Below are 17831 nucleotides of genomic sequence, written 5' to 3'. Positions count from 1 at the left end.
TTGCCTCCGTCCGACCGGTCCGTCCCCGTCACCCTGTCACCACCGACGGCGTTTCCCGCGGTCCGCAGCGCCCGGCGCCCGGCCGCCACCCGGAAGGAGCACGCATCGTTCGGCCCACGGACAGGTCATCACCATCTCTTGGTCACGCAATGATCGCGAGGCGGGGTTTCGCTGCGTCCTCGTACGCCGCAAGAATTGCCCTGCGCACCACGCGCCTCGTCCACCCCCACCGACGAAGAGGTCACCCGCCCATGCCGCATATGGACCGCCGCCGCTTCCTGCAACTCGCCGGAGGCACGGCCGCCTTCACCGCGCTGTCCGGCTCCCTCGCCCGCGCCGCCGCGATCCCCGCCCAGCACCGCTCCGGCACCATCGAGGATGTCGAGCACATCGTCGTACTGATGCAGGAGAACCGGTCCTTCGACCACTACTTCGGCTCGCTCAGCGGCGTACGCGGCTTCGGCGACCCGCGCCCCGTGACGCTGCCCAGCGGCAAGCCGGTGTGGCACCAGTCGGACGGCACCAAGGAAGTGCTGCCCTTCCGGCCGGAGGCCGACAACCTGGGCCTGCAGTTCATCCAGGACCTCAACCACGACTGGGCCGGCAGCCACCGGGCCTGGAACAACGGCAAGTACGACCAGTGGATACCCGCCAAGTCGGCGACCACGATGGCGTACCTGACGCGCGAGGACATCCCCTTCCACTACGCGCTCGCCGACACCTTCACCATCTGCGACGCCTACCACTGCTCGCTGATCGGCTCCACCGACCCCAACCGCTACTACCTGTGGTCCGGGTACACCGGCAACGACGGCAAGGGCGGCGGACCGGTGCTCGGCAACGAGGAGGCCGGCTACAGCTGGACCACCTACCCCGAGCGGCTGGAGAAGGCCGGCGTCTCCTGGAAGATCTACCAGGACATCGGCGACGGCCTGGACGCGGACGGCAAGTGGGGCTGGATCGACGATGCGTACCGGGGCACGTACGGCGACAACTCGCTGCTGTACTTCAACCAGTACCGCAACGCGAAGCCCGGCGACCCGCTCTACGACAAGGCCCGTACGGGCACGGACATCAAGCACGGCGGCGGCCTCTTCGACCAGCTGAAGGCCGACGTCAAGGGCGGCAGGCTGCCGAAGATCTCCTGGATCGTGGCGCCCGAGGCATTCACCGAGCACCCCAACTGGCCCGCGAACTACGGCGCCTGGTACGTCTCCCAGATCCTCGACGCGCTCACCTCCGACCCCGAGGTGTGGAGCAGGACCGCGCTCTTCCTCACCTACGACGAGAACGACGGCTTCTTCGACCACGTCGTGCCGCCGTACCCGCCGTCCTCCGCCTCCCAGGGCCTGTCCACCGTGGACGTCGGCCCGGACCTCTACAAGGGCGGCAAGGGCTACGCCGCGGGCCCGTACGGACTCGGCCAGCGCGTACCGATGCTGGTCCTCTCGCCCTGGAGCAAGGGCGGCTACGTCTGCTCGGAGACCTTCGACCACACCTCCGTCATCCGCTTCATGGAGCGCCGCTTCGGCGTCCACGAGCCGAACATCTCGCCCTGGCGGCGCGCCGTCTGCGGCGACCTGACCTCGGCCTTCGACTTCGCCCACCCCGACGCCCGGCCGGCCGAACTGCCCGACACCGCGGGCTACCGCCCGCCGGACGGCGACCGGCACGACGACTACGTGCCCAAGCCGCCCGCCGACCCGTCCCTCCCCCGCCAGGAGAAGGGCTCCCGCCCGTCCCGTGCGCTGCCCTACGCCCCGTACGTCGACGGCGCGGCCGACACCGCGGCCGGCAAGTACCGGCTCACCCTCAGCGGCGGCGACAAGGCGGGCGCCGCCTTCTACATCACCGCGGGCAACCGCGGCGACGGCCCCTGGACGTACACCGCGGCGGCCGGCAAGCCCGTCTCCGACACCTGGAACACCGCGTACTCCAAGGGCGTCTACGATCTCTCGGTCTTCGGTCCCAACGGGTTCCTGCGCGTCTTCAAGGGCCCGGGGAAGACGGCGGGCCCGGAGGTGACCGCGCGCCACGACGCCACCAGCGGCAACGTGACGCTGACCTTCACCAACCACGGCAGCGCCGACGCCGACCTCACGCTGGCCGACGCGTACGGCAGCCCCACGCAGACCTTCAAGGTCCGGGCGGGCGCCACCGTCACCCACACCGTCGATCTGCGCGCCGGCAAGCGCTGGTACGACCTGAAGGTCACCTCCGAGTCCGACGCCTCCTTCCTCCGCCGGTTCGCTGGCCACGTGGAGACCGGCGAGCCGGGCGTGAGCGACCCGGCGATCCGTACCGTCTGACGAGGATGCCCGGCACCCTCTCATCGGCGACGGTTCGGTAACGGTGGAGGATATGTGTTGGTTCGACAGTGCAAATGTTGCTTAAAGTAACTTTGGCGGCGGCCCGGTGATGCCGAGCCGCGGCCCCACGGGAGAGGACTGACGAGCAGGAGCGGGTGCGCGTGGAGCGAGCTGCGGAGCGGACCGAGCGGTGAGCGGGCGCGTACACCCCGCCACGGCGGCTCTGGGTGCCCTGCCGTACGCGGTGATGGCCCTGGTCATGTTGGTGGACCTCACGGCCGGGCCGGCCGCCGGCTTCCTCCCGCTCATCTCCCTGGGGCCTGCCTTCGCCGGGCTGACCGGCAGCTGGCGGCGGACCGCCCTGATCGGCGTGCTCTCCTTCGTCCTCTGCCTCGTCCTCGGCATGTACGACGGGCTGTTCACCGGGCAGCGGGGCCACACGGCCCTGCTCTCGGTCGCCGGGGTCACCGTCGCGGGCGTGGTGGCCGCGGTGATGCGCCGGCGTCGGGAGGCGGAGCTGGCGAACGTCCGCTCCATCGCCGAGGTCGCGCAGCGCGTCCTGCTGCGTCCCGTGCCGCGCGTCGCGGGACGGCTGAGCGTGGCCGTCTCCTACACCTCCGCGGTGGCCGAGGCCCGGATCGGCGGCGATCTCTACGAGGTCGTGGCCTCGCCGTACGGCGTGCGTGCGCTCATCGGGGACGTACAGGGCAAGGGCCTGGAGGCGGTGGAGACGGCGGCGGTGGTCGTCGGCACCTTCCGCGAGGCCGCGTACGACGAACCGGACCTCGCCGCCGTCGGCACCCGGCTCGAACGCGCCCTGGAACGGGACCTGCCGGACGAGAAGTTCGTGACCGCCGTGCTCGCCGAGGCGGGCGCAGGGCCCACGATCACGCTGCTGAACTACGGCCATCCCGCACCGCTGGTGGCCCGCCCGGACGGCGCCGTGGCGTACCTGACGCCGCCGCGCCGGGCGCTCCCGCTCGGCCTCACCGCGCACGGGGAGGACGGCCCGGAACCGTACGACGTCGACTTCGCGCCCGGCGACCAGGTGCTCTTCTACACCGACGGGGTCACCGAGGCGCGGAACGGCGACGGGCAGTTCTACCCGCTGGACGAGCGGGCCGGACTGCTCAAGGAGCCCGACCCGCAGGCCGCGGTGGACGCCATCCGCGCGGACCTGGTGGAGCACACCGGCGGCCCGCTGCGCGACGACGCCGCGATGCTGCTGATCCGCTACCGCACCGCCTGACCGGCCCGGCCCAGGCCGTGCTCACACTGTTCCGGTCGTGGGTGGAGTGAAGCACCCGCCACTGACAACGCGGCCGGCGCGCGCTCGGACCGGCGCGCTCCCGCAGGTCAGAGCTCCAGCCGATCCTCGACCGCGCGCAGCCAGCCCCGGGCGACGTCGGGGTTCGTCAGGGCGCGGTCCAGCACCAGGTAGAGGAACACGCCTTCGTACCGGCGACGGACGAGCGGACGGATCAGGTGGTACTCGGTGTCGAGGGTGACGAGGATGTCCTCTATGCGTTCCTCGCGGTAGCCGAGGAGTTCGAGGGTGAAGAGCTTGGCGCGCACCACGTCGGTGTCGCCCACCGCGACCTTCTCCAGGTCCGGTCCCGACGTGCCCACCGCACCCAGCGTCAGCCGGCTGAAGTAGTCCACGACGGCGGCGCCGAGCACTCCGTCGATGCGCACGATGTCTCGAAGAGTCTCTTCGATGTCTGCCATTGGCCCACCCGCCCCGTACTGGTACGGGCATCCTGCCACGCAGTCGTCACACCCCGTGGCCGACCACGGAAAGGGGCATGTGCCGCTGCACGCCGCCCGCGGCCCGTCGGTGACCCGGCATCAAGAACGCATAAAGATTGCCGGGTTCTGGCAATGACTTGTTCGAGAACCGTCTGACAAGATCAGCGCTGACCAGGGGAGAATGCGCAACGGGGGAGGTATTCCGATGGTCTGGTTTCTCGGTCTCGGCATCGCGGGAATCGTGGTGCTGGCCCTCTCACTCGTCCTCGACGGCGTACTGGAAGGGCTCTTCGACGGCATCGGCGCGCTCGACGGTCTGTTTGACGGAGTGTTGTCGCTACCGGTGATCGCCGGGTTCGTCTCGATGCTCGGCTTCGCGGGCGCGCTCGTCCTCGGCACCACCGATCTCGGCGCCGGGGCCGCCGCGGCAGCCGGGACGCTCGCCGGCCTCGCGGCCGGGTGGCTGACCTGGCGGCTCTGTCGGGCGCTGCTGCACGGGCCCACCGCGGCCACCCCGCAAGGGGACGATCTGCTCGGCACCGCCGGCTCGGTCGTCACCGCCATCCCGGCCGACGGCTACGGCGAGGTGCTGCTGCGGCTCGCGGGCCAGCCCGTGAAGCTCGCGGCCAAGGGCGACGTGCCCCTGGCCCGCGGCACCGAGGTGTGGGTGGCGGCCACGCTCTCGCCGACCTCGGTCGCGGTCCGTCCCGTCGAGCGCTGACCCGCGCCCTCACACGCTTCCTTCGCTTCCTTCTCCCCCACTGCACCGATCGAATTCCGCTCCTCAGTTCACCCAGTTCACCCAGTTCGTCCAGTTCACCTATTTCACCTAGTTCGCCATTTGGCTCCCACTTCACCGACCGAACCGATCTGCCGTCCGTCTCGCGGGGGCAGGGGGGAATGCACATGAGTCCAGTCCTGACAGCGGTGGCCGGCATCGTCGTCCTGATCGTCCTTCTCGCGCTGGTCGTCGTCACGCGCTACAAGGTCGCCGGGCCCAGCGAGGCCTTCATCGTCACCGGCCGGCGCGGCAAGAAGGCCACCGACCCCGAGACGGGGCGGGTGTTCACCGACAACAGCGGCCAGAAGGTCGTGGTCGGCGGCGGCGTCTTCGTCGTGCCGTTCGTCCAGCAGAAGTTCACCCTGGAGCTCTCCAGCCGGCAGATCCCCGTCGCGGTGCGCGGCGCGGTGACCCTGCGCGGCGTGAAGGCGAACCTCGAAGGCGTCGCGATCGTCAAGGTCGGCGGCACCGAGGACTGCATCCGCGCCGCGGCCCAGCGGTTCCTGCAGCAGCAGGACGAGATCGTCGGGTTCACGCAGGAGGTGCTCTCCGGCGCGCTCCGGGCCATCGTCGGCCGGATGTCGGTGGAGGACGTGATCCGGGACCGGGCCGCGTTCGCCGGGCAGGTCGCCGAGGAGGCCGAGGCCAGCCTGTCGGGCCAGGGCCTGGTGCTGGACGCCTTCCAGATCCACGACATCACGACCGAGGGCTCGTACCTGGAGGACCTCGGCCGGCCCGAGGCCGCCCGCGCCAGGCAGGAGGCCGACATCGCCGAGGCGGTGGCCCGGCGCGCGGCCGAGCAGGCCCGGCTGAAGGCCGAGGAGGAGATCGCCGTCGCCCAGCGGACGTTCGCGCTGCGGCAGGCGGAGATCAAGGCCGAGACGGACGAGGCGGCGGCGCGCGCCGCGGCGGCCGGGCCGCTGGCCGAGGCCGCGCGGCGCCAGGAAGTCCTCACCGAACAGGAGAAGGTGGCGCAGCGCCAGGCCGCGCTGACCGACCGCGAGCTGGACACGAAGGTGCGTAAGCCCGCCGACGCGGCCCGCTACCAGGCCGAGCAGGAGGCCGAGGCCCGGCGGATCGCGCTGGTGAAGGAGGCCGAGGCGGCGGCCGAGCGGGCGCGGCTGACCGGTGAGGGCGAGAAGGCGCAGCGTGCGGCGCTCGCCGACGCGGTACGCATCGAGGGCGAGGCGGAGGCCGCGGCGATCGGCGCGAAGGGCTCCGCCGAGGCCGAGGCCATGCGCCAGAAGGCGGACGCGTTCGCGCAGTACGGCGACGCCGCGGTCCTGCAGATGCTGGTCCAGGTGCTGCCGGACGTCGTCGGCAAGGCGTCCGAGCCGCTCAGCGCGGTGGACAAGATGACCGTGATCTCCACGGACGGCGCGGGCCGGCTCCCCCGGGCGGTCGCCGACAACGTCGCGCAGGGCATGGAGCTGCTCGGCTCCACCACCGGCGTCGACCTCGCGGGTCTCCTGAAGGGGATCACGGAGCGACGCGACGCCTCGGTCCCCGCGCCGGCCGCCGGTGGCCCGGCCGCCTCCAACGGGAAGATCGACATCAGCGAGTGAGCCCGCCTACGGGGGGCGGCCGGCGCCGTCCCCCGTAGGACTATCCCCAGCAGACCTGGGCGACGGCCGCGCCCGCGAACGCGGCGCACAGGCCGGCCACCACGGTCCCCAGCGCGTTGGCCGCGGCGAAGAGGCGAGCGCCGCCCTCGGCCAGCCGCAGCGTCTCGTAGGAGAACGTCGAGTACGTGGTCAGCGCGCCGCACAGGCCGGTGCCGATCAGCAGCTGCACCTGCGAGGAGGCGGCGCCCGCGGCGACCGCGCCGGTCAGCAGCCCCAGCACCAGGCTGCCGACGACGTTGACGGCGAAGGTGCCCCAGGGGAAGACGGTGTCGTGCCGGGCCTGCACCGCACGGTCGGTCAGGTAGCGCAGCGGGGCCCCGACCATGGCTCCGGCGATCACGAGCAGCCAGTTCACCGCGTACGGCCCCCTTCGTCGTCCCGGCCGCCGTCGGCCGGGCGCCGTGCGGCGCCGGGAAGGACGATCTCGCACGCGTCGAGGGTCACCAGCCCCTCGGTCACCAGCTCGTCCAGCTGCGGCAGGAACGCCCGTACCCGTTCCTCGGTGTCGACGATCACCACGGCCACCGGCAGGTCCTCGCCCAGCGACAGCAGCCGGCTCGTATGAATCCTGGAGGAGGCGCCGAACCCCTCGATGCCGCGGAAGACCGAGGCGCCCGCGAGGCCCGCGCGATGGGCCCGGTGCACGATCTCGGAGTACAGCGGGCGGTGGTGCCAGGTGCGGTCCTCGCAGACGAACACGGTGACGCGGAGGGCGGCGCGGGTGGCGGTCACTGATGCCTCCAGGACAGGACGCTCCGGGTGGTGACGGCCGCGGCCCACACCGCGGCCAGCGCCGCGAGCAGGGTCAGCGCCAGGTACGCGAGGCCGGTGCGGAGCGCGCCGTGCTCGACCATGCGCTGGATGTCCACGGCGTACGTGGAGAAGGTGGTGAAGCCGCCGAGCACGCCGGTGCCGAGGAACGGCCGGACCAGCCGGTGCACGGACCGGGCCTCGGCGAGCAGCGCCATCAGGACACCGATGGCGGCGCAACCGAGCACGTTCACGGTCAGCGTCGTCCAGGGGAAGGCGCCGGGCGGCGTGGGCCACAGCAGCGTGGCCCCGTAGCGCGCGACGGCACCGGCGGCACCGCCGAGCGCGACGGCGGCCACGACGGGGCCCTGTCGGTGACCGCCCGCGACGGACCGCGGCGGGACGCGCGGGCCGGTGTCGGGGTCGACCGGTTCGTGCAGCGTGGCGGGGTGGGGCTCTGTCACGTGCTGTCTCCTACTCGCCGGGGCGTCGGCGGATGCGCGTGCCACGGGCACGCGTCGCACCGGCGCGCGTCGCAAGCAGGGACCGTTGGCGACGTCGCTGCCGCGGTTCGGGTACGGCGGGCCCCACCGCCGCGCGGGACCCGCAGATCACCGCTGTCCCCAGCTTACCGGCTGCCCGCCCGGCACCCGGACCCGGCCGGACGGGTCGCGCCGCTGCGCGCGTCCGCCCTCTTCCGCCCATGCGCGCGTCCGCCCTCCGCGGGTGGGAGGGCGGACGCGGCCGTACGAGTCACGGGCTCCGTACGGACGTCACTGCATCGGGAAGATGTCCCCGCTGCCCATGCTCGACTCCTGCTCCGCCTGGCTCTCCAGCTTGCGTGCCTTGTCCTGCAGCCGTTGCCGGTCCTGCGGATCGCTGGTCCGTTCCGCGGCCTCCGACAGCTCCTTGGCCTTGTCCCGCATCTGCCGGATGCGGCCTCCGACCTCACCGTCCATGCCCATGATCACTCCTTGCCCGTACGGGACACCACGTCCGAACCGCCCGCGTCCGGAAGGGCGCGGGCCCTTTCAGCGAAGCAGCTCCACGGCCGCCCCGCATCCGGAGAGCCCGGCGGTCAGCCGGGCCAGGTACCGGTCAGGCGGCGGGTGGCAGTGGCACCGCTGCGGTCCATCGCGGCCTTGACCGTGGCGAAGATGGCCCCTTGCAGCGCCGCCGCCAGCAGCACTTCCTTCCAGGTCCGCTCCTCGTCTCTGGCGCTGGGGGTGTCCCCGTCGTGCCCGAGCCGCTTCCACGTCTGCTTGAACAGCGCCCCGGCGATCATGCCGCTGCAGGCGCCCAGTGCCACGCCGACCGGCGTGTACACCACTTTCGCTGCGTTCATCGGAACCTCCTGGTACGGCTGCCGCAGCGGCGGTGCCCGGCGAGGCCGCGCGGGCGGCCGCTGCGGATGGCGACGGTCCGGACGCCCTTGCGGTCGCGGCCGTGCCGGCGGACCTGCAGCCATATCAGGACGGCCGCGGCGGCGGACACGGCCAGCGCCGGCACGGGGCCGCGTTGCGCGACGTGCGCCGAGCCGTCCTGGGCCCGCGCCCGCGAATGGCCGACGGCCTGCTGGACCTTGGCCCTGGCGTCGCCGGCCTTGCCCTGCACCTTGGCCTTGGCCTCGCCGGCCTTCTCCTTGGCCCGCGTCTTCACGTCGGCCTTGGCGGCCAGCTCCTCCACCGTCCGGCCCAGCTCCTCGCGGGTGTGCTCCACCCGCTCCCGCAGCTGCTCGGTCGTGAGCGACTCGGACTTGTTCCTGCTCCGGGGTTCAGCGGTCATCGGTGGGCCTTCTCCCTCACCTCGGCGACGTCGGCCTTGACTCCGGCGATCGCCTCCTGGGGCGTCGGCGGGGTCGCCCGGCCGATCTCCTTCTTGCCGGTCAGCGCCAGGATCCCGGCGAGCACCAGCAGCGCGCCGGTGACGATCAGGGCCGACGCCCATACCGGCAGTACCAGCGCGAGGGCCGCGATCACGGTGACCACGAGCGCCTCCAGCGCCAGGAAAGCGACCACGCCCGCACCGCCGAACAGTCCGCCGCCGATGCCGAATTGTTTGCCCTTCCGCACCATCTCCGCCTGCGCCAGCTGCATCTCCTCGCGCACCAGCTGCGAGAGCTGCTGCGAGGCGCGGGAGACCAGCACGCCCACCGACTCCTCGGTGTGCTCTGGTCGCGAGGCCGTGTCCGGAGGTGTACCGGGACGCACCGCCCGGTCTTCAGAAGTACTCATCACCGATCAACTGCCTTTCCTGGCCGCGTCCTGTGCGGATCAGACTTCGCCCGGGTTCTCGGCCCGCTCGCGTTCCTCCTCACTCCACGCGCTGGTGTCGCGCGGCTCGACGTACGGCTCGTCATTGCCGGGGTGGCCGCCGGCGACCGCTCGCTCCCGTGCCATCTCGGCGTCGAATTCCAGGCCGAGCAGGATGGCCAGATTGGTGATCCACAGCCAGACGAGGAAGATGATCACACCGGCGAGGGTCCCGTAGGTCTTGTTGTAGGAAGAGAAGTTCCCCACGTACACCGCGAATCCGGCGGAAGCCACCATCCAGATGACCAGGGCGAGGAAGCTGCCCGGGGTGACCCACCGCAGGCCGCGGCCCTTCACGTTGGGCGCGCCCCAGTAGAGGAACGCGATCATCGTCGTCACCAGGATGACCAGCACCGGCCACTTCGCGATCGACCACACCGTCAGCGCGATGGCTCCCACCCCCAGCGCGTCGCCGACCTGGCGCGCGATGCCGCCGGTGAACACCACGATGAGCGCGCTGAGGAGAGCCAGCAACATCAGTACCACCGTAAGGCCCAGACGCCCCAACAGCACCTTCCACATCGGGCGGCCCTCGGCCATGTCGTACACGACATTGGAACTGCGCATGAAGGCAGCCACATAGCCCGAGGCCGTCCAGACGCCGCCCAGCAGGCCGACCACCGCGATCAGCGAGCCGACCCCCGCGTTGCCCTGCAGCTGCTGCACGGCGTCGCTGATGATCTGCCGCACGGAGCCGGGTGCCAGTTGCTGGAGCGTGGCCACCACCTTCCGGCTGGCCGACTCCCCCACCAGGCCCAGCAGGGAGACCAGTACGAGCAGCGCGGGGAACAACGACAGCACCGCGTAGTAGGTCAGGGCCGCGGCCCGGTCGGTCAGCTCATCGCCCTTGACCTCTTTGACCGTGCCACGCAGCACGGCCCACCAGGACTTCTTGGGCAGGGCGGTCAGCTCGTCCGGTTCCCGCTCCTTGACGAGCGGATCCGGGCCCGGAGCCGGTGCCGCACCTGCCTCCTGCCGCGCCGCGGGCACCCGGGCCGTCCGCTCCCCGGGACCGTCACCGGCGCGATGAGTGGGGCCCTCCCGGCCCCCCGGTCGCGTTATCCGTGCCATACGTCGTGGGTTACCGTCCGCCTCGAACCGAAACGGGCCCGGTGCGTTCGGACGGCTACGGACCGCCACCCGCCGAAGGACGCACCGCGGACGGGATACCCCCGAACGGGTGACGGGGGCAGGGCCCCGCGGTGCGCGTGGTGCCGTTCAGCGCCTCCGTGTCAGGAGCCGCTCCCGCCCCCTGTCGCATACCTGCGGAACTCCGTCAGGTACGGCTCTTCGGCGGGATCGGGGCGGTCGGTCGCGTTGAGGGCGCGGTGCCACCACGGGTAGTAGGCCGGCAGCTGCGAGACCCGGGTGAGGGTGTCGCGCTCCTCCTGGGACAGCTCCAGATCCGCCGCCGCGAGGTTGTCGCGCAGCTGGTCCTCGGTACGCGCCCCCAGGACGATGCCGGTGACGCCGGGGCGCCCCAGGAGCCAGGCGAGCACGACGCGGGGCACGGAGACGCCGCGCTCCCGTGCGATGCCGTCCAGCGCGTCGATGATGTCGTAGGCCCGGCCCCAGTCGGTGACGTGCGGCTCGGGCCAGTCGGTGCCCTGCCGGGTACTGCTCGGCGTCTCCTGCCCGCGCCGCACCTTGCCGGTGAGCAGGCCCTCACCGAGGGGGCTCCACACGAAGGTGCCGATGCCGAGGTCGCGCGCTGCCGGCAGGATCTCGTACTCGATCTCCCGCGCCTCCGGCGTGTAGTACATCTGCTGGACGACGGGCGCGGTCAGCCCGAGAGCGCGCGCGGTGTACACCGTCTTGCTCAGCTGCCAGGCGCTGTAGTTGGACGTCCCGAGGTAGCGGACCTTGCCGTCGCGCACGAGGGTGTCCAGCGCGGCGAGCGTCTCCTCGATGGGCGTGACGCCGTCCCACTGGTGCGTGTAGAGCAGGTCGAGGTGGTCGGTACGCAGTCTCCGCAGGCTGTTCTCGACCTCGCGGAGGATGTGGTGGCGGCTCGCGCCGCCGTCGTTCGGGCCGTCGCCGAGCGGCATCCGCACCTTGGAGGTCAGCACGACGTCGTCGCGCCGCCCTCTGAGAGCCTGCGCGGTGATCTCCTCCGCCTCCCCGAAGGAGTACATGTTCGCCGTGTCCACGAGGTTCACGCCGTGGTCGAGCGCGATGTCGAACAGCCGCCGGTAGGCGTCGGCGTCCAGCCCCGCCATCTGCGCGAACTTGGGGTCGTTCCCGGCCGTGAGGGTGCCGAGGGCGAAGCGCGACACCTTCAGGCCGGAGTTGCCGAGGGCTACGTAGTCCGTCATGCGCCCCAACGTAGGCGCAGTCCCGCCGCACACCGCGAATCCGGGCCCACCGGGGCGCGTTGCCCTACTGCCCCCGGAGCGGGGCGAACCGGCGCAGGCTCCGACGATGCCCTCGAACCACGTGGGTACGTGCGGCGTAGGCGGTCCACTGTTCACCGAATCGCCGTGCCACCTCGCCGACGCCCTCGGCCTCGGCCTCGACGCCACGGTCATCGCAGCAGCGACCTTCACCGCCGCCTCCGGACTCCGGCCCCGCCTGCCGGCAGCCACCTCCTGCGCGTGTTCACGTCGATCCCTTATCGTGCGCGCGGACCGCGGAACTTGTCCGCGAGCACGGCCGACGAGGAGTGACGAAGTTGAGCAGCACGCCCTTGCCGCCATCCGGGGTACCGGAAGAACTTCGACGGCGTCTTGGAGTGCCGGACGCCGTGCTGATCGGGCTGGGATCGATGATCGGCGCCGGAATCTTCGCCTCCCTGGCCCCGGCCGCCCGAGCTGCCGGTTCCGGCTTGCTGCTCGGCCTGGCCCTCGCCGCCGTCGTCGCCTACTGCAACGCCACCTCCTCGGCGCGGCTCGCCGCCCTCTACCCGGCCTCCGGCGGCACCTACGTCTACGGACGGGAGCGGCTGGGCGACTTCTGGGGGTATCTGGCCGGCTGGGCGTTCGTGGTGGGCAAGACCGCCTCCTGCGCCGCCATGGCCCTGACCGTCGGCTCCTACGTCTGGCCCGGCCAGGCCCACGCGATCGCCGTCGCCGCCGTGGTGGCGCTGACCGCCGTCAACTACGCGGGCGTGCAGAAGTCCGCCCTGCTGACCCGCATCGTCGTGGCCGTCGTCCTCGCGGTTCTCACCGCCGTCGTGGTTGTCTCCCTCACTTCAGGCGGCGTGGACACAGCCCACCTGGATGCCGGTGCGGACGCGACGTTCGGCGGGGTCCTGCAGGCGGCCGGACTGCTGTTCTTCGCGTTCGCCGGCTACGCCCGCATCGCCACCCTCGGCGAGGAGGTCCGCGATCCGGCCCGCACCATCCCGCGCGCCATCCCGATCGCGCTCGGCATCACCCTCGTCGTCTACGCCGCCGTCGCCGTCTCCGTCCTGCTGCTGCTCGGCACCGACGGCCTGGCCGCTGCCGGCGCGCCGCTGACGGAGGCCGCACGGGCGGCCGGGGCGGACTGGCTCGTGCCGGTCGTACGCGTCGGCGCGGCGGTCTCGGCCCTCGGCTCCCTGCTCGCCCTGATCCTCGGCGTCTCCCGCACGACGCTGGCCATGGCCCGCGACCACCACCTCCCCCACGTCCTGGCTGCCGTGCATCCGAAGTTCAAGGTCCCGCACCGCGCCGAACTCCTCGTCGGCGCGGTCGTCGCCACGGTGGCCGCAACCGCGGACGTGCGCGGGGCGATCGGCTTCTCCTCCTTCGGCGTCCTGGCGTACTACGCCGTCGCCAACGCCTCCGCGTGCACACTCACCCCGGCCGAAGGCCGCCCGGCCCGGATCATCCCGGTCGTCGGCCTGGCCGGCTGCCTCGTCCTGGCGTTCGCCCTCCCCGTCTCGTCCGTCCTCACCGGCGCTGCCGTACTCGCCATCGGAGCCGCCGCCTACGCCATCCGCCGCACGCTCTCCCGCCAGGCTTGACCGCGTGTCCCACTGCCCCACGCAGGGACAGCCCGTGGTCGTGGGGGAGGGAGGGCCGCCGCCTGACCGTCCGCTGTGAAGGGGCGGTTGGACGATGGCCGGCATGGTGCGACGTCTCAGCTCTCCGGGTCCGGATCAGTGGGCATGTTCTCCAGCGCCCGGCGCAGCGCCGCGGCCTCGGTTGCGTCGAGCCCGCCGGCGAAGCGCAGCAGGACACTCGTGCGGTCGGTGGACGAGTCCAGCGCCTGTTCCATGAGCCCGGCCGAGTAGTCGTCGGCGGTACGTAGCGGCCGGTAGCGGAACGACCGGCCGTGTTTGTCACGCTCCAGCCAGCCCTTGGTGCGGAGGCGTTCGGTCACCGTCATGACGGTGGTGTACGCCAGCTGTCGTTCCTCGCCGTTCAGGGCATCGACGATCCCATGGATGTTGAGCGGCTCGTCGCTCGCCCACATGATCCGCATGACGTCGGCTTCCAGCTCGCCGAATGGCCGCATGGGCTCCGCTCCCGCCTGTCCGGTCCACAGCCGCCGGGTGCGTGCCGTGGATGCCGACCGTACCGGTCGGCCATCGGACCCTCGCAACCAACTTCCTATGCCGTGTAGAAATTCTACCCGGCAGCTCGACCCGGCCGGCACACAGCCACCTGCTGATCGCGGCTCATGTGTCACAAGGCTGCCGACCATCGCCCGTTGCCCCCTTGGCAGGAAGCCGCAGTCGGATCTCATAGCCGCCGTCCGCCGTGGAGCCCGCGGCCACCGTGGCGACGTCCGCCCGTGGGGCGGAAGCGAGGGTTCGGCGCCGCTCGCCCTTCAAGGGCCTGTTCTGGCGGCTGCTGGGCGTCCGCCTCGGACGTCGGCTCTTCGACGACGGGTGCAAGATGCCGGAGCGCACCCTCGTGACGGTCGGTGATGACTGCACGCTCGATGCGGGCGCCGTCATCCGGTGCCACTCCCAGGAGGACGGCAGTTTCAAGTCCGACCGCACCTCGATCGGCAACGGCTGCACGATCGGGATCAACACCCTGGTCCACTACGGCGTGACGGTGGGGGACGGCGTCGTACTCGCCCCCGATTCCTTCCTGATGAAGGGCGAGGAAGTACCTCCGCACTCGCGCTGGGGAGGCAACCCCGCCAGGGACATCACCGGCCTCCCGCCGCGATGAGTCCAGGTGCCTCGGTGCCACCTACCCCCTCACACCGAGGCACCGCTCCGCACATCGCCTTTCTGGAGACCGACGTCAACAACCTGAATGAGCGGTGCCGGCAAGGAAGGCGCCGGGGGCCAGGGCGAGCGCTACGGGCAGCGCGAGCACGACAACAGCCACGACCAGGCTCAGGACAGGCACCAGAGTCCTGGCCCGGGTCGGCGCGGCCTTGATCAGGCGGCGGATGCGCTCGGCGGGATCGGTGCCCGTCATCGCCGGCAGCCCGGACACGGTGGTCACAGGTCCCGCGGTGCACATCTCCAGCAGCGCCGAAGCCACCGCGCGCCGACCGTGCTTCTGTGCCGCCTGGTCGTCCGCCGCCATCTCGGCCAGGCGCCGCACCTGCTGCGCGTACCTGCGTGACAGGCCGCTCCAGCCGAGGGCCGAGGTGAGGACGTCGGCGGCGAGGAACGCCCGGTGGTGGCGGAACCTCAAGTGTGCCCGCTCGTGTTCGAGAGCGGCCGCGAGCTCGGTCTCGGACAGCACGTCGAGGGCCGCGCTGGTCACGACGATGCGGGAACCGGCGCGTGTCCCGGGAATGCAGAAGACCACCGGGGCCTGGTGCGTCAGCACGCGTACGTCGAGGTCCTGGATCCGGTCGTGCGTCCCCAGCGTGTCGGCGGTCAGGCGGTGGCGGTCACGCTCCCGGCGGAGCTTCCACAGGCCCCGCACGGTGAGGCCGAGCAGTGTCACGGCCCCCAGGTACAGGACCAGCATTGCGGCACTGGGGATGTCGGCGACCAGCCAGGAGCCGCCGTACGCGTCATGGACAAGTGGCTCGTCGGCGTCGAAGAGCCAGACCATGCCGTGTTCCCACAGGTCATGGGCGACCACGAGCAGGAATGCCACCAGCGAGGCGAGCAGGCTGAGCGCGCAGGCGTGCCAGCTCCGCAGGGCGACCTGCGGGAAGCGGGTGACCCACCGGGCACGGGCCAGCAGGCGGGCGGCCGGCCCGCCGATCAGGACGGCGTAGACGAATAGCGCAGCGATGACGATCACGGTGACGGCCTCAGCTGTCGATGTCGGGGACGGCGGTGGGAGTGGTGTCCAGCGCCCGGCGCAGGGCCGCGGCCTCGGCCGCGTCCAGACGGCCGGCGAAGTGCAGCAGTGCGGTGGCGCGGTCGGTGGAGGACTCCAGGGCCTGCTCCATGAGTTCGGCCGTGTAGTCGTCCGCCGAGCGCAACGCCTGGTAGCGGTAGGACCGGCCTTGCTTGGCCCGCTCCAACCAGCCCTTGGTGCGGAGGCGTTCGGTGACGGTCATCACCGTGGTGTACGCCAGTGAGCGCTTCTCGTTGAGGGCGTCGGTGATGCGCTGGACACTGAGCGGCTCTTCGCTCGCCCACACCACACGCATGATGTCCGATTCCAGTTCGCCGAATGCTCTCAACGCCTTCGACCTGCCCTTCGTGTTCCTCGCGGGGTGGACCGATCCAGGTGTTGGCGATACGTCTCCGGGCGACACGGCCCGAACTTCTACGAGACGTAGTAGTTTGGTGGATGTGAATGCCGCTCGATGCGCCGCGGTAGCACCTCACCGCCTGCCGCCCACCGCCACCACGCCTCCTGCACGCGGCTGCCGCCCTTGCATGTATCACCCCCACTACAGCTGCACCGTGGCGACGACAGGCATCAAGTACCGCGCGCCCGCCCCCGACTGCCGCGTCCCCCCGGCGGGCTTCCCCACCGCCGGCATCGGCGTTCATGCCGCGTCCCCCCGCGTTCGCGCACTTGTCGTTCAGGCCGGCACCTCAACCGTCGACCTCATCGTCAGCGTGGTCACCCCGACCGCACAATGCGATGACCCCGCAGGTAAGCACGGCGGAGGACCGGATGCGGGCGCGCCTGCCGTACGTTCCGTACGCCTCGGAACCGCGGCGCCGCTTCTTCGAGCCAGCAGGGCATCGGGGCCGGCGGCCGCTTGCCAGTCGAGTCCCCGCCCACCGCCCCGCGGCCTGGCCATCGGGCACACCCATCCACAGTTTGCGCACCGCAGCCACCCACTACCGACCGCACGGGGCAGCCAGCATGCAATCACTCATCGAAAACGCCAGGGCTTTCTCGTCGAGCGTCGCGGAACGCCGCGGTGACTTCACCGCACTCGCCGAGGAGCAACGCCCTCAAGTCCTGTTCATCTCCTGCTCGGACGCGCGCATCGTCCCTTCACTGATCACCGGCGCCCGGCCGGGCGAGATCATCGAACTGCGCACCGCCGGCAACATCGTTCCGCGCCACCGGACAGAGGCCAACTGCGCCGTCGGCGCCACCCTCGAATACGCCGTCATCGCGCTGGGAGTGCCCGACATCGTGGTGTGCGGACATTCCTGCTGCGACGCGGTGCAGGACCTGGTGGTGGGCAGGCCGCGGCCGGGCATGGCGATGTTCAGCCGCTGGCTGCAGCGAGCCGAATACAACTCCCGGCCCGCCTCGGTGCGAAGGGGCGTGGCCACCCAGCATCATCTGAAGACCCAGTTGGAACACCTACGCTCCTACCCGTGCGTCGCGCGACGCCTGCGACAGCGGCAACTGCGGCTGCACGGCTGGTTCTACGACATCGCCTCCGGTGAGGTGCTCGCCTACAACAGCCGGGAAATCGCCTTCCGACCGCTCTGAAAGCCTCGCTCACCTGTACTGGACGACTCCGGCGGGCTCCACCGGCCGCCGATCAGTTGCCGCGCGGTTCATCCGCTCAGTCGTGCGGAGCCTGGCCGCTGACCCGGTGGTCGGCATGGCTGAGCGCTTCCAGCACGAGGCGGCGCAGGTGTCCGTCGCTCAGGCGGTAGTAGATGTGCCGTCCCTCCCGCCGCTTCTCCACCAGGCCGGCGAGCCGCAGTTTCGCGAGGTGCTGGCTCACCGCGGTCCGCGAGGCGGGGCAGCGCTCGGCGAGCGACCCCACGTCGGATTCGTCCTGTGCCAGCAGCCACAGCAGGTGGAGCCGGGTCTCGTCGGCGAGCAGCGCGAACACCCCGGTCGCCTCGGCGAGCCGGGCGCTGTCGGGGGCCTGCACATGCGTATGTGGTGCAGGTGGGGCCGCATCGCTTTGGGGCATGCGACCAGCGTAAAGCCGCCGCACGCCACCCGGTCCCCCGCTTCTGCCGGAAAGCCGCAGTCCATAGGTGCACAGATGCGCACATGTTTGTATGGTGAGAGGTGCTCGT

General features: G+C 71.4%; 20 protein-coding genes and 1 pseudogene. 7 read left to right on the top strand and 14 right to left on the bottom strand.

The genetic code is table 11. The features are described from left to right. The first annotated feature begins 251 nt into the window (after positions 1-251). Positions 252-2309 carry a phosphocholine-specific phospholipase C gene (locus tag IF20_RS23575; RefSeq protein ID WP_052867274.1) on the top strand — a complete coding sequence of 686 codons (2058 nt, stop codon included), beginning with the start codon at positions 252-254 and terminating at the stop codon, positions 2307-2309. Between the two features lie 247 nt (positions 2310-2556). After that, a complete protein-coding gene (locus IF20_RS23570; RefSeq protein ID WP_052867403.1) occupies positions 2557-3558 on the top strand; it encodes a PP2C family protein-serine/threonine phosphatase in 1002 nt (333 codons plus the stop codon). A 107-nt stretch (positions 3559-3665) separates the two neighbouring features. Here the strand turns inward: IF20_RS23570 and IF20_RS23565 are convergent, their stop codons facing one another. Further along, entirely contained in the window at positions 3666-4037 is a 372-nt protein-coding gene (locus tag IF20_RS23565; RefSeq protein WP_052867273.1) for a hypothetical protein, read from the bottom strand. 226 nt (positions 4038-4263) lie between these two features. Here IF20_RS23565 and IF20_RS23560 point away from each other — a divergent pair, with 226 nt between their 5' ends. Together IF20_RS23560 and IF20_RS23555 are read left to right on the top strand one after the other, a co-directional pair. Further along, positions 4264-4779: a hypothetical protein gene (locus IF20_RS23560; RefSeq protein ID WP_052867272.1), complete on the top strand. Its 516-nt coding sequence runs from the start codon at positions 4264-4266 to the stop codon at positions 4777-4779. 185 nt (positions 4780-4964) lie between these two features. After that, a complete protein-coding gene (locus IF20_RS23555; RefSeq protein ID WP_052867271.1) occupies positions 4965-6404 on the top strand; it encodes a flotillin family protein in 1440 nt (479 codons plus the stop codon). Positions 6405-6444: 40 nt separating this feature from the next. Here IF20_RS23555 and crcB (IF20_RS23550) read toward each other — a convergent pair whose 3' ends face one another. From crcB (IF20_RS23550) to IF20_RS23510, 9 genes are all read right to left on the bottom strand, one after another. Then, entirely contained in the window at positions 6445-6819 is a 375-nt protein-coding gene (gene crcB, locus IF20_RS23550) for a fluoride efflux transporter CrcB (RefSeq protein WP_052867270.1), read from the bottom strand. Continuing rightward, positions 6816-7196, bottom strand: coding sequence for a DUF190 domain-containing protein (locus IF20_RS23545; RefSeq protein WP_052867269.1), 381 nt, complete (start codon positions 7194-7196; stop codon positions 6816-6818). The genes crcB (IF20_RS23550) and IF20_RS23545 overlap by 4 nt, the downstream gene beginning before the upstream one ends. Beyond that, positions 7193-7678: a fluoride efflux transporter CrcB gene (gene crcB, locus IF20_RS23540; protein WP_052867268.1), complete on the bottom strand. Its 486-nt coding sequence runs from the start codon at positions 7676-7678 to the stop codon at positions 7193-7195. The genes IF20_RS23545 and crcB (IF20_RS23540) overlap by 4 nt, the downstream gene beginning before the upstream one ends. Positions 7679-7987: 309 nt before the next feature. Continuing rightward, a complete protein-coding gene (locus IF20_RS23535) occupies positions 7988-8179 on the bottom strand; it encodes a DUF6381 family protein (protein WP_052867267.1) in 192 nt (63 codons plus the stop codon). A 113-nt stretch (positions 8180-8292) separates the two neighbouring features. After that, positions 8293-8559: a DUF4235 domain-containing protein gene (locus IF20_RS23530; protein WP_052867266.1), complete on the bottom strand. Its 267-nt coding sequence runs from the start codon at positions 8557-8559 to the stop codon at positions 8293-8295. Further along, positions 8556-8999, bottom strand: coding sequence for a DUF3618 domain-containing protein (locus IF20_RS23525; protein WP_052867265.1), 444 nt, complete (start codon positions 8997-8999; stop codon positions 8556-8558). The genes IF20_RS23530 and IF20_RS23525 overlap by 4 nt, the downstream gene beginning before the upstream one ends. Continuing rightward, positions 8996-9448, bottom strand: a complete 453-nt coding sequence (locus tag IF20_RS23520; RefSeq protein WP_110944470.1) for a phage holin family protein — start codon at positions 9446-9448, stop codon at positions 8996-8998. Before IF20_RS23520 ends, IF20_RS23525 begins: the two co-directional genes overlap by 4 nt. A gap of 39 nt (positions 9449-9487) precedes the next feature. Beyond that, complete coding sequence (locus IF20_RS23515) at positions 9488-10597, bottom strand: YihY/virulence factor BrkB family protein (RefSeq protein WP_052867263.1); 1110 nt, start codon at positions 10595-10597, stop codon at positions 9488-9490. Positions 10598-10758: 161 nt separating this feature from the next. After that, complete coding sequence (locus IF20_RS23510; protein ID WP_052867262.1) at positions 10759-11841, bottom strand: aldo/keto reductase; 1083 nt, start codon at positions 11839-11841, stop codon at positions 10759-10761. Between the two features lie 416 nt (positions 11842-12257). Between IF20_RS23510 and IF20_RS23505 the strand changes: the two genes are divergently transcribed. After that, positions 12258-13472, top strand: a complete 1215-nt coding sequence (locus IF20_RS23505; RefSeq protein WP_110944469.1) for an APC family permease — start codon at positions 12258-12260, stop codon at positions 13470-13472. A 116-nt stretch (positions 13473-13588) separates the two neighbouring features. Here IF20_RS23505 and IF20_RS23500 read toward each other — a convergent pair whose 3' ends face one another. Further along, entirely contained in the window at positions 13589-13966 is a 378-nt protein-coding gene (locus IF20_RS23500) for a BlaI/MecI/CopY family transcriptional regulator (protein ID WP_052867260.1), read from the bottom strand. A gap of 308 nt (positions 13967-14274) precedes the next feature. Between IF20_RS23500 and IF20_RS23495 the strand changes: the two are divergent. After that, positions 14275-14634 (top strand): annotated as a pseudogene (locus IF20_RS23495) (DapH/DapD/GlmU-related protein); the annotation flags it as partial. A 75-nt stretch (positions 14635-14709) separates the two neighbouring features. Here IF20_RS23495 and IF20_RS23490 read toward each other — a convergent pair. Both IF20_RS23490 and IF20_RS23485 read right to left on the bottom strand, forming a co-directional pair. Continuing rightward, positions 14710-15675, bottom strand: a complete 966-nt coding sequence (locus tag IF20_RS23490; RefSeq protein ID WP_052867258.1) for a M56 family metallopeptidase — start codon at positions 15673-15675, stop codon at positions 14710-14712. Positions 15676-15685: 10 nt separating this feature from the next. Beyond that, positions 15686-16063, bottom strand: coding sequence for a BlaI/MecI/CopY family transcriptional regulator (locus tag IF20_RS23485; RefSeq protein ID WP_052867257.1), 378 nt, complete (start codon positions 16061-16063; stop codon positions 15686-15688). Between the two features lie 638 nt (positions 16064-16701). On the opposite strand from IF20_RS23485, the gene IF20_RS23480 reads away from it, so the two are divergent. Beyond that, positions 16702-17286: a carbonic anhydrase gene (locus IF20_RS23480; protein ID WP_052867256.1), complete on the top strand. Its 585-nt coding sequence runs from the start codon at positions 16702-16704 to the stop codon at positions 17284-17286. A 76-nt stretch (positions 17287-17362) separates the two neighbouring features. Here IF20_RS23480 and IF20_RS23475 read toward each other — a convergent pair whose 3' ends face one another. Continuing rightward, positions 17363-17722, bottom strand: coding sequence for an ArsR/SmtB family transcription factor (locus tag IF20_RS23475; RefSeq protein ID WP_052867255.1), 360 nt, complete (start codon positions 17720-17722; stop codon positions 17363-17365). Positions 17723-17831 lie beyond the last annotated feature (109 nt).

This window comes from Streptomyces niger, assembly GCF_000718305.1.
Lineage (GTDB): Bacteria > Actinomycetota > Actinomycetes > Streptomycetales > Streptomycetaceae > Streptomyces > Streptomyces niger.
Note: the sequence above shows the minus strand (reverse complement) of the source record. Positions and strands in the feature narration are given on the sequence as shown.

Excerpts from the sequence above, each read along its gene's own strand:
- IF20_RS23575 (WP_052867274.1), top strand. The coding sequence starts at position 252 with ATGCCGCATATGGACCGCCGCCGCTTCCTGCAACTCGCCGGAGGCACG.
- IF20_RS23570 (WP_052867403.1), top strand. The coding sequence starts at position 2,557 with ATGGCCCTGGTCATGTTGGTGGACCTCACGGCCGGGCCGGCCGCCGGC.
- IF20_RS23565 (WP_052867273.1), bottom strand. The coding sequence starts at position 4,037 with ATGGCAGACATCGAAGAGACTCTTCGAGACATCGTGCGCATCGACGGA.
- IF20_RS23560 (WP_052867272.1), top strand. The coding sequence starts at position 4,264 with ATGGTCTGGTTTCTCGGTCTCGGCATCGCGGGAATCGTGGTGCTGGCC.
- IF20_RS23555 (WP_052867271.1), top strand. The coding sequence starts at position 4,965 with ATGAGTCCAGTCCTGACAGCGGTGGCCGGCATCGTCGTCCTGATCGTC.
- IF20_RS23535 (WP_052867267.1), bottom strand. The coding sequence starts at position 8,179 with ATGGGCATGGACGGTGAGGTCGGAGGCCGCATCCGGCAGATGCGGGAC.
- IF20_RS23530 (WP_052867266.1), bottom strand. The coding sequence starts at position 8,559 with ATGAACGCAGCGAAAGTGGTGTACACGCCGGTCGGCGTGGCACTGGGC.
- IF20_RS23525 (WP_052867265.1), bottom strand. The coding sequence starts at position 8,999 with ATGACCGCTGAACCCCGGAGCAGGAACAAGTCCGAGTCGCTCACGACC.
- IF20_RS23520 (WP_110944470.1), bottom strand. The coding sequence starts at position 9,448 with ATGAGTACTTCTGAAGACCGGGCGGTGCGTCCCGGTACACCTCCGGAC.
- IF20_RS23515 (WP_052867263.1), bottom strand. The coding sequence starts at position 10,597 with ATGGCACGGATAACGCGACCGGGGGGCCGGGAGGGCCCCACTCATCGC.
- IF20_RS23510 (WP_052867262.1), bottom strand. The coding sequence starts at position 11,841 with ATGACGGACTACGTAGCCCTCGGCAACTCCGGCCTGAAGGTGTCGCGC.
- IF20_RS23500 (WP_052867260.1), bottom strand. The coding sequence starts at position 13,966 with ATGCGGCCATTCGGCGAGCTGGAAGCCGACGTCATGCGGATCATGTGG.
- IF20_RS23480 (WP_052867256.1), top strand. The coding sequence starts at position 16,702 with ATGCAATCACTCATCGAAAACGCCAGGGCTTTCTCGTCGAGCGTCGCG.
- IF20_RS23475 (WP_052867255.1), bottom strand. The coding sequence starts at position 17,722 with ATGCCCCAAAGCGATGCGGCCCCACCTGCACCACATACGCATGTGCAG.